Source organism: Companilactobacillus halodurans, assembly GCF_009600985.1.
Classification (GTDB): domain Bacteria; phylum Bacillota; class Bacilli; order Lactobacillales; family Lactobacillaceae; genus Companilactobacillus; species Companilactobacillus halodurans.
Genome location: NZ_VDFP01000006.1, coordinates 72270 through 84874, shown reverse-complemented (window position 1 = coordinate 84874; position 12605 = coordinate 72270). Strand labels below are relative to the sequence as shown.

The 12605-nt window shown below is 37.4% G+C and carries 11 protein-coding genes; all 11 read left to right on the top strand.

The genetic code is table 11. From position 1 onward, the window contains the following. The first annotated feature begins 25 nt into the window (after nucleotides 1-25). On the top strand, nucleotides 26-814 hold the full coding sequence (locus FHL06_RS04465) for a hypothetical protein (RefSeq protein ID WP_153385040.1): 789 nt from the start codon (nucleotides 26-28) through the stop codon (nucleotides 812-814). A gap of 26 nt (nucleotides 815-840) precedes the next feature. Beyond that, nucleotides 841-1119 (top strand): hypothetical protein, encoded by a 279-nt coding sequence (locus FHL06_RS04460; protein WP_153385039.1) that lies wholly within the window; start codon nucleotides 841-843, stop codon nucleotides 1117-1119. A 71-nt stretch (nucleotides 1120-1190) separates the two neighbouring features. Beyond that, the gene (locus tag FHL06_RS04455; protein ID WP_153385038.1) at nucleotides 1191-1658 is read left to right on the top strand and encodes a hypothetical protein; all 468 of its coding nucleotides are present in this window, start codon (nucleotides 1191-1193) and stop codon (nucleotides 1656-1658) included. 164 nt (nucleotides 1659-1822) lie between these two features. Beyond that, nucleotides 1823-2002: a hypothetical protein gene (locus FHL06_RS04450; RefSeq protein WP_153385037.1), complete on the top strand. Its 180-nt coding sequence runs from the start codon at nucleotides 1823-1825 to the stop codon at nucleotides 2000-2002. Continuing rightward, nucleotides 2003-6595 (top strand): tape measure protein, encoded by a 4593-nt coding sequence (locus FHL06_RS04445; RefSeq protein WP_153385036.1) that lies wholly within the window; start codon nucleotides 2003-2005, stop codon nucleotides 6593-6595. After that, a complete protein-coding gene (locus FHL06_RS04440; protein ID WP_153385035.1) occupies nucleotides 6595-7518 on the top strand; it encodes a phage tail domain-containing protein in 924 nt (307 codons plus the stop codon). Before FHL06_RS04445 ends, FHL06_RS04440 begins: the two co-directional genes overlap by 1 nt. After that, nucleotides 7518-9302 (top strand): prophage endopeptidase tail family protein, encoded by a 1785-nt coding sequence (locus tag FHL06_RS04435; RefSeq protein WP_153385034.1) that lies wholly within the window; start codon nucleotides 7518-7520, stop codon nucleotides 9300-9302. The genes FHL06_RS04440 and FHL06_RS04435 overlap by 1 nt, the downstream gene beginning before the upstream one ends. After that, nucleotides 9302-10021, top strand: coding sequence for a hypothetical protein (locus FHL06_RS04430; RefSeq protein WP_153385033.1), 720 nt, complete (start codon nucleotides 9302-9304; stop codon nucleotides 10019-10021). Before FHL06_RS04435 ends, FHL06_RS04430 begins: the two co-directional genes overlap by 1 nt. Then, nucleotides 10022-11068, top strand: coding sequence for a BppU family phage baseplate upper protein (locus tag FHL06_RS04425; RefSeq protein ID WP_153385032.1), 1047 nt, complete (start codon nucleotides 10022-10024; stop codon nucleotides 11066-11068). Beyond that, on the top strand, nucleotides 11055-11345 hold the full coding sequence (locus tag FHL06_RS04420; RefSeq protein ID WP_153385031.1) for a hypothetical protein: 291 nt from the start codon (nucleotides 11055-11057) through the stop codon (nucleotides 11343-11345). The genes FHL06_RS04425 and FHL06_RS04420 overlap by 14 nt, the downstream gene beginning before the upstream one ends. A gap of 14 nt (nucleotides 11346-11359) precedes the next feature. Then, the gene (locus FHL06_RS04415) at nucleotides 11360-12595 is read left to right on the top strand and encodes a hypothetical protein (protein WP_153385030.1); all 1236 of its coding nucleotides are present in this window, start codon (nucleotides 11360-11362) and stop codon (nucleotides 12593-12595) included. The last annotated feature ends 10 nt before the right edge of the window (nucleotides 12596-12605 follow it).

Below are 12605 nucleotides of genomic sequence, written 5' to 3'. Positions count from 1 at the left end.
AAATTATTAGAAAAGAGGAATTGAAATGGTAGATACAGCAGTATCCAACAAGTTTAAAGCTGAAGTTCGTGGCCGTGATGCCGATAACATTATTTATCTTTACAAACGTATCAAGCACGAACCACTAACAAATAAGATTCATATTTTAGGACTCCAGGGTGCCACATCAGGAACTAATACACGTACATTACAATCTACAGCAACTAAGAGGGCCAATATTAAAGGTGTCGGCTCAATCAACCAACAACGTACTGTAGATGTAATCTTTTCTGCTCCGGAAAAGAACAAGAAAGATTTGTATTGGGACTTATATGCAGCCTGGGAAAAGGGTGAATTAATTGGTCTATGGAGAATGGATCTAAACACAATGCACGGTACTAAGCCGCATCGTAAGATTCAAGCACAATTCTCACAAAGTTTTGTTCCCAACCTTCCTAACACAGAAGCATTGGGTGGAACAATGACATCCAATCTCCAATTCGAAGTCAATGGTATGGAACGTGCAATCAATTCAGATGAAAATGCATTCGAGCTTGATGAAGAAGATCTTGATGATGGTATTTTGGATGACCTAGCCAAGTTCTATAACTTCTCACATGGTACTGATTTGGGTGTTGATGATAATGGTGACTTCGTTGATAACACTGTTGACGATGACACTATTGAGGTTCAAGACACAACTACCGGTGAAGATGTGATGGGACCAGCTTACAAGCCTGTTGACGATGATACTGGCAGTGAAAAAGCTCCAGAAGAACCGCAAAATGTTCAATCTGAGGCAACCGGGACAGGTGCAGATGTTTCATCTAGCTAAAAAATAATTAAAGGAAGTATTCAAATATGGCAGACAGAACTAATCAAATAGAAATTATTTACGACAAGACTGGCAAAAAAGTTGTTGAAGGAACTAAAGGTGATTTATCTACTGTAATCACTGGCCTAACCGGTGGCACAACTGTTGCAGATGGTGATTATAAAATTTCTTTCAAGGATGCAACAACCGGACTTGAATCAGAAAAGGTAGACGTTCCAGGCTTTACAGTTGAAAAGGCTCCAGACAAGCCAGCAGACGTGAAAGCAGACGCCACAAGTGACGGGGCAAATGTCTCAGCTGACTAGCTAACTTAAAAGCATTCTCACTTTCTTGAGTGGTGGTGGTTGGAATCAAATTCATTTTAGGAGATTTAAAAATGCTAACTCTAAAAATCAAAAATAAAGATGTCGAACCATCGTATAATTACAGACTTTACAAGAATATTGCTGGTGCTGATAAAGATAAGCGAACTACTAATTTTTATGATTTTCTAGATGGACTCTTTATTGATGATCCTGATACAATCATTGACTTCTTTAAAGCAGCGGCTGGTGGTGACCTTGGAGAAGATGCAATTGTTGATCAATTGGACAATGAAGGTGCTTTTGACGATATTCGTAAAACAACGGATGAAATCCTTAAGGGCCTTGCCACATCAGGTTTTTTAAAATCAAAGGTAGAAGCCTACAAGAAATACGGGAATCATGTGATCGACAGTATGAAGGCGACCTTAGAAATCGACTCACTCAAGCCAGAAGACGAAGAAACGACTCAAATTCAAATCAATCAAGCAGAAGAACAGATGAAGAACGCAGAGAACAGAATGAAAGTCATGAAGAAGTAAATGAGTTTGACTTAGATGAGCAAATTACCAGGGCTAGAAGAATAATCGGAATTACCAACATTGATGATTTTTGGAAGCTCACTCCTAATGAATTTGATGACCTATGTAGAGGTGCTTTACTAGCTCAATACGACAATTTAACTAATCAGCGTGTATCCAATTCAATGGTTCGGCCAGTTGGTCTAATTGACGATATTCAAGGTCAAAGTCAGCAAATAGATACGGTATTGAGTCAGATTAAAGATTATGCGGAGAAGTTTGGTAAAGAATCCGACGATTCCGAAAGAAAGCAGATGGACGCAAAGGCATTCTACGAATTGGTTATGCAAAGGGGGCGAGAATAGATGTATGACATAGTTGTTAATAAGATTATTAATTTCAAAGGTACTGATCAATTAACCTCAATAGCTAACAAGGTCAAAGAGGCTATTGACGGTATCAAGGATAAGAAAGTAAAACTTGGCGCCACTCCTGAAGACCAAGGCATTACTTCGTTTGGACAAAAACTTCAAGGATTGCCTAAAGATGTTCGAACAACTCTAAAGGCGATGGCTGAAAAGAACGGTTTTGATACGTTTGAAGGTTACATGAAGACTGTTCCCCAAGATAAGTACACTCAATTAAAAGCTAACGTTGAAAAAGGTGGATTCCAGGCATTTAAGAACGACTTGAATAGTCTGCCACGTACCCAACAATCCAAATTAAGGGCAATTGCTGAGCGTGAAGGATTTACTACTTTTGAGCAGTACTATCAAAAGGTACCTAAAGAAGCCCGTACAAAGCTCGATGCGATAGCTGATACGCACGATATTGAGGATTTCCTTCGTGAAACTGAGAAGATTCCTAAGCATCTTAATACCAAAGTCGATGCTGATGTTAATGGTGGTAATAGTGCACTAGTTAACTTCAGCAATCATATTGATAAGGCTAAAGAGAAAACAAGCCAATTTAAATCAATTCTGGCAGGTAGTTTTGTTGGATCTATAATGACCACGGGACTTATGTCCATTGCTGGCGGTTTGAAGTCAGCAACTTCAGCAGCTATGGAATACGCCAATGCACAGCAAACCATGAATGCCACTTGGAAGACTTTAACCGGTAGCGCCAAAGATGGTCAAAAAATGGTAGATATGACCAACAAGATGGCTATAGCTGCTAATAACTCTACTCATATGGTTGACCAGTTAAATCAAAAGTTCTATTCAGTCAATGATAGTGCTGAAACTACTAAGAAATTAACAACTTCAGTATTAACACTACAGGATGCATTCGGTAAAACTGATGATGAAGTTGAGAACTTCGGAACTCAGTGGGGACAAATGGTTGCCAATGGGAAAGTATCCGCTCAAGATATGATGTCGTTCGTCAATGTCTTTCCTAAGTTGAGAATTGAACTGCTCAAGACCGAGCAGAAGATGACTGGTAACAAGAATCTAACGATGAAACAGCTGAACGACATGATCTCAGCCGGTAAGGTTTCATCAGATACCATGGATAAGGTATTGGAAGATACTGCAACCAAGTACGGCAAGGCTACTAAGAATTTTGGTGCCACAATAGCCGGAATGAAACGTACTATCCAAAGTCAAGTTCCTGTTTTGTTATCAGCGTTCACTGAACCATTTCTCAATGCTCAAAACCCAATTTACAAGACTGTATCTGATTGGGTAGCAGATAAACGCACTAAGGACAAATTTAGCGACTTAGGTAAAACTATCTCTAATGGGATGTCTGATGCTATGAGTGCTCTCTCAGGTGGTACAGGTGGACAAAAGGACTTTGCTGCCAATTTAAATAGAGGTATTGATTCGGTCAATAAAGGATTCAAAGTATTTTTTGGATACATAACTGCCCATGCTAAAGACTTGAAGACAGTTGGCGGTAGTCTAAATGAAATCCTAAAAGTATTTCTCAATGCTATCTGGAAAGATGTCGGCTCCATCATTACCACTATTGGTAGTAGTTTGGGACTGATGAAAGACAGCTCAAAAGATGCAAGTGATCCATTACATGCAGTTGCTGATGCCTTGAAGGGTATTGCAAAACACAAAACGGTCATCAAGGCTATTGCCGGTTATCTGGTAGCAATGAAAACATTCAAGATGGCCAAGGGTGCATTTGATCCACTACTAAAATTGGCAGGTATGCAGTCAAAAGGTGGCGGACTTCTTACAAAAGTTGTTGGTTCAGGTAAAAATGAAAAGAAAGTATTCAGATTCGGTACTGAAGGAATTGCAGCAACAAAGAAACAGTTATTAGGACTAAAAGATTTATTAGGTAAAGTGACTCAAGGCGGTAAATTCTCAAAAGTTAGTGCCGGTAATATGACAAAAGGCGCAAAGATTGGTACAGGGGTAACGACTGCCGCTGTTGCTGGTGTTGCTACTATGGATGTAGTCGGTGCATTAAAAGCCAAGAATCCAGAGAAAAAATTTGAAGGATTTGGTAAAGCTGCCGGTGGAGCAATCGGTGGTGGAATAGGTTTCATGCTTGGTGGTCCAGCTGGTGAAGCTATCGGTGCTACATTAGGTCGTATGCTTGGAAAGCTCGGTGGTAAAGCTGCTAAAAACTTCACTGACGGATGGAATAAAAAAGGCCGTGGTGCAAAACCACCAAAGGGAATTATCCAGAAGGCTGGCTATTATTCAAGAAAAGCTGGCGATGCTGTTGTTAATTGGACAAAGGGTATCGCTACTTGGATGGGTAAGCATAAAAAAGAAATACTTCTTACTTTGGCCAACCCGTTTTTAGGTATTGGTGCCTTTATTTTAAAGGATACCAAAGTCGGTAAAGATTTCCGAAAGTGGGCATCTAATGCAATAAAGAATGTTCAAAAGGGCTTCAAATCCTTTAATAAAAAAGCTGGAAAAATTGGCGGTGGCATCTCTAAAGGCATCGTTAAAGGAATGAAAGGCTTTGGCAAGTTAGCGCTTTATGCGTTAGCTTTTCCTGTCGGTATTGGTGTAAAGATAACTAAACCACTTGTTAAGCCAATTAAAAAATCGATTTCTTCATTGGTTAAATCAATTAAGAAAGATTGGAATGGGTTAACAAAATGGCTCGGTAAAATCTTTAATCCAATAGCTAAAAACTGGCAAAAATCTTGGAAGAAAATTTCTAAAGCTATAGATATGAAGAAATTCTCCAAGGATATGTCTAATACTATGTCAGACATGTCTAAGTCTATTCAGAAATCATCAGATGATGTTGGCAAACAGATGTCTAACATGTCTAAGTCAGTCAAAAAGTCTAAATGGGCTAAGGATTTAAAAGAGAAATTCAATGAAGCTCAAAAGAATGCAGGTTCTTGGAGTTCTGGCATGAACGACTGGTGGTCAGGATTTAGCTCTGGATTTTCAAAATCTTGGAACTCAATTTGGTCTGGCGTAGGTTCTTACTTTAGCAAAAAGTTTAGTGGATTATCTAAATGGTATAGCAATTTTTCAAGTGGTATGAAATCATGGTGGTCTGACTTTAGTTCTAACTTCAAATCAGCTTGGCACTCAGTCTGGAAAGGAATATCTGACACATTCAAAAATATTTTTGATGGATTAAAGGATATTGCTAAAAATGCCTGGAATGGAATCATTGGAATCGTTAATTCAGGTATTGGAGCTATCAACGGTGTTATCAAGATGTTCGGTGGAAAGAGCTTAGGAAAAATCAAGACTCTTGAAACTGGATCTAATTACCATAGAGGTGGATTAGCAAAGATTAATGATGCTCACTCAAGTGTTTATCGTGAAATTGTTAAATTACCAAATGGACATATGTTCTCGCCTCAACAAAGAAATGTTGTATTGCCATTGCCACAAGGTTCATCAGTTTTACCTGCTCAAGCAGCAAGACCATATGTCGAAACTGGTTTAATTCCTCACTACGAAAATGGTATTGGAGATAGTTTATCTAACTTCTTTGATATGGCCAAAAGCGGAATATCTGATGCGGCTAGTGGCGTAGGCTCTTGGGTATCTTCTAAGATGAAAGAAATTGGTGGAGATATCGAAAAAGGTATTAAATTTGCTAAGGACTTTATTAAAGACCCTGTTGGGAATTTATCTAAGGCATTCGAATCAGTCACAAATGGTAAATTTGCTAAAGAAGAATTTTCAAGCAAAATGGGACCTGCTACTGGTCATGGAATTGTTAAAGCTGTCGCCGATAGGGTTAAGAGCTTGGCTGAAAGTTTTAAGAAACAACTTCAATCAGTCACAGTTTCTGGTAAAATGCCAGCCACTGCATATGGTCCAATGATTAAAGCTGCTGCTGCTTATATGCATCAATCAATTACTGATTTTAATGTCGATATGATTGAAAGAATTATTGCTAATGAGTCCGGTGGTGATCCTAATATCACAAATAATTGGGATAGTAATGCCAAGGCCGGACACCCATCTACTGGTATTTTGCAATATATTGAGCCAACATTTATGCATTATGCAATGCCAGGACATACCAATATTCACAGTGCCTTTGATCAATTGATTGCGTTATTTAATGATGCAACTTGGCGCAGCGATATGGGTATGGGATATAACGGAAAATATGGCGAATGGCGTGGGCAAGCTTCAGGACCTAGTGGTCCAAGATTAATGGCCAACGGTGGTCATGTATTTAATGCTACAAGTGCCATTATCGGTGAAGATGGTGATGAGTTTGCTATTAATCCATCTAAACCTTCCGCCATTCCACTTCTTGGCGATTTGATTGGTAGAATGGCAGACTTCCATCCAGAATTTAGAATGTCATCAAACATAACAAGTAATATTTCTTCAGACATTGGTAGAAAGCTGGATAGTGTTATCAATTTGCTTGGTTCAATCAATGGAAAGGACTTCCAACCAGAAGTCAATATTGCAAGAACTTCAAGCAACTTAAATCGACAAAACAGACGTGACACTGATATTTATGCTTATCAGAGAGTGATGAGACAATAATGACAAATCAAGTATTTAAGGATGAATTGACTAATCCAAAGCCACATGCATACGGATTCAGCCATGGGCGAGATAGTCTATCATCTTTACCTGAAGATCCAATTGAAGTGGCCATTAGTAGTGACGGTGTCAATTGGAAATCATATTATGACGTTCAAGATTTGTTTGGGGTTCATTGCTATGATTGGGATGTTGCTCAAGCAAATCCTATTGATAACTTCCAGAAAATTAATACTAGAGATGGTCAACATTTAACATCATCTAATTTTGATAGTAGAGATATCAATTCTACCTGGATGGTAGATGGAGAAAATGAAACAGAATTCAGAATGTTATATTCTGAATTGCATAATTTCTTTATGACTCGCAGTGGCTTTTGGATTGTATTCGGAAACGAACCGACTTTCAAATATCGGGTTAAAACTAAAGTATTTGCTCCAACGTATTTCAATGAACATCAAGCCAGCTTGATTATTACATTTAATAATTACACTGGAATGCGTGAGAGTGTTGGAACGTCACTAGAAATATTTAAAAATAAAAACTTCTTTTCATTTGGCATGGGAATACCTAATAAAGATATTTCCTTCGAGTCCAAAGAAAAGAAGTTTTCTATTTATAATCCTAGTTCTGTGATAATTGACCCATTAGGGCAAGATCACGTACTAAAAATTCACATTACAGGCGTTGGTTCGCCAACCCTTACCAATAAGACTACAGGAGAAGTATTTACCTATAATCGAGTTTTAAGTACAAATGATGAATTGATTCTTAATGGTGTTAATCCATATATTAATGGCCAACCCGATGGGATTAACAGCAATCATGGAACAATTTCACTTGCAAAAGGCGATAACGAGTTTGAAATTTCTGGCCTATCAAATTCAGATATCTCTTTTGAGTTTTACTTCATTTATTTCTAATGGCTTTTAACGGACACAAAATTTACATTCAATCATTTGATGGCCAGAAAGAAGAATGGTTGACGTGTCTAAATGAAGATTCTTTTCAAGTCGATTGGCAAGTGAGTTCTAGTTTTCAAGTGTCTTTCACTGCCTATCTTAATGATCATGACGGCGTGTCTTTCGATATGTTGGAAAATGATACGTATATCGTATTTGATGGCCAACGCTATCAAATCAAGCAGAGTGTACCTAAATACATTGATGACCTTGTTACTAAAGATGTCACTGCCACACATGAGATCTTCAATATTCAGAATTTCAGACAATTCAAGGTCAATAAGGGAAGTCAAAGCTATTCTATTGATTCAATGCTGAGTTTTATCTTTGGTAGTCAGTACAATACAAACGGTTTTACCTATCAAATCAATGGTAACTTCAACAATGTTGATATCACCGATTGGGGTAATTGTTCCGGACTTGATGCAGTTCAGAAGGCTGTCGATTCTTATGGTGCCAAGTGGTATCCGGACGGTAAAACAGTCATGATTTTTGATAGCAATAGTTATAAGAATATTAATAATAAACAATATATTTGGTCGCATAACACGAATGACATCGAATTATCTGTTGATTCTACTTCAATTGTTAATGGTGCCATGCTTTACGGTGCTACGGTTGATGATGAACATAACACTACCGCTGATGGTGGTGCCTCATCTGATTCCACGGGTACTACTAGCGGTGGTGGAGGTACTTCAGCAGCTACCTCAACCGGTAACACCAGAGGGACTATCTCAACGATGGAAGATGGCGGTGCTCCCGTTTATAGTTCACCAGTTGGAAATAGCTCTTTAACAGGTCAAAAACTGCCAAACGGCTCTAAATGGGCAGTTGATGAACAGGTTTCTATTGATGGCGTAATTTGGTATCGGGTTGGAATTAATGCATGGATCAATTCGAAATATATGCCTTTTAATAAGTCTGACGATATCAAACCAGAAAGCCATGTTGTTGAGCAAACTTGGGGGCAAGGTACTATCAAAGCCGCTGACATAACAACTGGCAGTGGGGATGATGAAACTACCACAGCACCAACCTCAGCTAAGATATATGATTCCCCATATTCCGGACAACATGAGATTACTGGTAGAGTTTTGGACAATGGTACACAGTGGAAAATCAATGGAACTGTATCAGATGGATACGGTGGGAAAACTTGGTACCAGGTTGCTACAAATGAATGGGTATGTGCCGATGATATCAATTTCGATGGTGATACTGATGTTGAACCGACTGCAGTAGAAACTGCAACGGATGACACAGCTAAGACAGAAACAGACGAAGTTAAATACTACTTCGAGCCGTTTTTTTACTACAACGCTAAATCTAGTGCTAAACACGGTTTGATAATCGGTGAAGATATTACTAATGACCAAATTAAAGATGCAGCTGCGATGAAAAAATATGCTGATTCAGTTATGCAGACGGAGCCAATTGTTGAACTAACAATCAACGTGAGTTTTCAAGATGATACGTTGAAATTAGGTGACACAAGCTATTTGAATGCAGAGCCTTTAGGAATTCAAACAATGATTACTTTGAATGGTGTGAGCGGTAATCCTTTAACAAACGATTCACCTATGACATTGACTCTGGATAATTCAACAGTGTCCAGAACCAATATCAATTATGACATGTCGGACAAGATACGATTATCAAACAGAAATAATAAGCTTCTTACTAAAGAAGTTCAAAAATTATCAGCAAAAATAAGAAAATTAGAAAGTCAGGAGGGGAGTTAATGCAAGGATATGATGGAACAAGTCAATTTTATTCTCCAGACTTACATCAGGATGTCCAATTGATTGAGTATGGTAGACTGCCTAACAATCAAATAACGCCAACATCTAAGACTGGCACTACTTACATCGATCAGGCTAATAATCAAATTACTGAAGTTATTGGTAATGATCAAGCTGGTAGAACAGTAGTAAAGCATTACAAATTGATTGATTTGAAGCAAGTATTGAAATTTCCAAATCTACAAAACATTACCGGATTTGACGGCAATCAAGTTCATTTAGACCGACTAACTCAAGAATTAGTAGGGCCTTCGATGTTTCATTCAAACAGCTACAACATTGAGACAGTCGAAAAGGCAATTAATTTATTGCTAAAGAATCAGGCAATTCAATCCGATAACGAAAATTCAATTATTAAATTTTTCAAACAATTAACTGATGAACAATTATCTGAATTAACTCAGTCAATTTCTAAATTAATCGATGAAAGATATTATTCTAAGTCTGAAGTAGATGGGAAATTGAAGTATCTTCAACAACAAATCAACAACCTGAACAATGCTGTTGAATACAAGCCAGATAGCAGCAGTCTTAATAGTGTATTTCCACCTTCATACACAGGAGATAAACAAGTAGATATTAACGATGAAATTCAAGATGCAAATATCGAGGATAAGATTGATTCACTTAAACAAAATTTAGAAAAGGAGAAAGATTAGATGGCAGATACAGCTAATACGGATCCAACTAATCAGGAAGCCAATATCCCTGAATTACATATTCCTGTTGGAAGTCAATACAGTACTCTAAAAACTGACATTCCACTAGAACAACCAATGATTTTCTACCTAGATGGTTCTAAGACATTCTATCTTCCACACGAAGATACAGACGATGAACATATTCATAATCTGCCTCAAGGTGTGGTTGATACACTAACCAATAAACGAATCTTTCAAGAAATCAGTATCCGTCAAGGCCAATCAGGGATGCTTAAATCACCAATACTATTTTTGACTAAAAACGGCCCTGTGGACATGACAAATTGTTTGATTCGATTTGAAGGTAATGACCATGCTGGAGCTGAAATATATGATGATGAGGGATTCAATCGTGTTCAAGCTAAACTTGGTCAAATCATTTGGTCACCACCGGCTGAAGTGGCTCAAACACCTGGATATTATAAGAATTGTCACTTTGTAATTGAATCTCCAGACAGAACTAAGATTTACACGACTTTAGATTTCTCACTAAATGTCATTGCTAACGATGTGGCTTATCCACGGGCAATGGCTTTTTATGTGTCTGAATATCAAAGAGCTTTGTTCCATATCAAAGAAATGCAACTTTCAGCCGATCATCAATTAAATTACCTTCTTAATTCATATGCTGCAATCATTGCGGATAATTTGGCATCGGTTCGTCAAAAGATGCAAGAAATTTCTGATGAGTTAGATGAAAATTTAAAAACCGGCAACGATAAAATTGACGGCTATGTAGCAGAGAACAAGGAGAAAATTGTTACTTTGAATAAATCTGTTGATGATGCTCAGACTCGAATGGATGGATTAACTGAGCAAATCAAAGGTTCAAATATAGTAACTCATGATGGACTCTATTCAGATGTTCAACTTGGGATTAATACGGGGGATATTGTTTTGAATATGAATGATGTGATTTTAGATCCTAAAATTGAAGAAAAAATTGATGCTATGAGTAAAGCATTAGATTCTGATAGTGGAGATGATTCAAATGGCGGCAAATAATGATTTAGAGAAAGTTGCAGTATTGGTAACTAAGATGCCAATTGGTATCAAATATAAAAATGCTCAAGGTGAATATTCGACTGCACCACTTGATCCAAAAGATAGCAAAATTGATGGAACCAATGCCTTTCTAGCAGCAGACTCTGCTCAAAGTGTTATTCAAAAACAAATCGATAAAATTGATACCTCGGATAAGATTGAGGATCCAGACATTTTGAAAAAAATCGAAACTATGACTGCTGCACTCGATTCTGATGCTGCAGCTTCAACTAATTAAGAGGAGGGATATAAATGGCAACAAATAAATTAACCGAAGTCGCCGGTCTTGTTGCACAGGCTGTTATGGGTGCAAAGGTTAAAGATAAAGATGGTAATGCTAAAACCGTAAAACCCACTGGGGATGATAATCTTTTAGATTTAAGAGATATCGTTGCTGGTGGTTCTAGTTTTTCAGGTGGAGATATAACCCCTGATGATGGTACAGATACTTCAGACGGAGTTAATATTATTCCTGGTTCATTAGATGATGGCTCAATAACAAGTCGTAGATTAGAATGGTCAGGTACCACTTCAACTACTGAAGCAACTAATATTACTTTCATGAATGATGTCGGATTGAATCTGAACCAGGTCGGTGATGGATTACAATTTTGGGGTCACATGCAACGAATTAAAGTTACTGATGGTGTCAAGGCTGATGCTGATATAGTTCCATTAAATTTCGACCCTAAAAATGTTAAAAAGAATGATTACTATACAACGACCAGTCCTATACCTTTCTCTATCAGTAGAGATAAGCTTCCTACTGCTAAGAAGGTGACCATAACTTTGAATGGTGTTGGGGAAGGATTAGATAATATAGTAGACCATGTTTCACCAACAATTTCATTTACTTTTAATCAAGATAAAACACTGACTGTTTTGCCAACGGAAGGACATGATTTAGACGCTGGTACTAAAGATGATACTGGTACCGTTAAAACTAATGGAGCCTTCTATACTTTTGTATTGGATTATATTAATAACTATTCGATTCAAGATCCGATAGCTCAATTGCCTCCATCGGTTAATTTGTTTAGTGGATCTGCAAGTGGCGAAATTGCATTAAGTGGAGCCAATGAATTCTTTGATAATGTTATGGATGGGTTAGAAATAACATTTGATCCTTTACTTCATACAAATATTGTAGATAAGGATAGAAAAGAAGTTTCTTATAATCTTACAGATATTGGAGTGCCAACTAGTATTAAAGTACCTAAAGCAAAATTAATAGAAAATTTTGAGTTTAATGGATTTGATAAATTAACACCAACAGTTTTAGCAGTTAAAAATCCTATTTATCAAACTCCTGGGTATCTTCAATTTTTGGGATATTCAGCTAATACTATAAAAATATTAAAAAATGCGATTACCGTTAATATTGCTGTTAAAACGTCACAAAGCAGTTTTAATAATTTAAACGATTCTTCATATGGAAAGGTTAATTACACATTTTTGGTCACAAAAATAACGCCTTACAAAAACTAGAGGAGGTAAA